Genomic DNA, 464 nt, shown 5'->3' on the forward strand with positions numbered 1-464 from the left:
ATGCACGGGTGCACGCGACCACCGAGCAATTTGAGCTGCGTTTCAAGGACGTCCGTATTGCGAAGTCCGACAAGCCGATAGACGTGCTGAGCTGCACCACGACCATGGAAGTGGGTGTCGATATCGGCTCCCTGGTTGCGGTAGGCCTGCGCAACGTGCCGCCGCAGCGGGAGAATTACCAGCAGCGAGCCGGCCGGGCGGGACGCCGCGGCTCGTCGCTTTCAACCGTGCTGACCTATGCCCAGAATGGCCCTCACGACGGCTACTACTACAACAACCCCAAACAGATCGTCGCGGGCGATCCCCGCAATCCCGACGTCAAGGTCGACAACCCAAAGATCGCGCGGCGCCACATCGTCGCCTACCTCTTCCAAACGTTTTTCCACAACTACATGGACCATCACGATGTATCCGTCGGGGCTGGATCGTCTGCCCTGTTCCGGGCACTTGGCAAGGCTACGGAC

At 61.2% G+C, this 464-nt stretch carries 1 protein-coding gene; it reads left to right on the forward strand.

Annotation, left to right across the window (positions count from 1 at the left end; genetic code table 11):
• On the forward strand, positions 1–464 hold a 464-nt coding region (locus tag EN780_RS37640; protein ID WP_133373021.1), incomplete at both ends, for a helicase-related protein.

The sequence above is a fragment of the Mesorhizobium sp. M4B.F.Ca.ET.089.01.1.1 genome (assembly GCF_004022605.1).
GTDB classification, from domain to species: domain Bacteria; phylum Pseudomonadota; class Alphaproteobacteria; order Rhizobiales; family Rhizobiaceae; genus Mesorhizobium; species Mesorhizobium abyssinicae.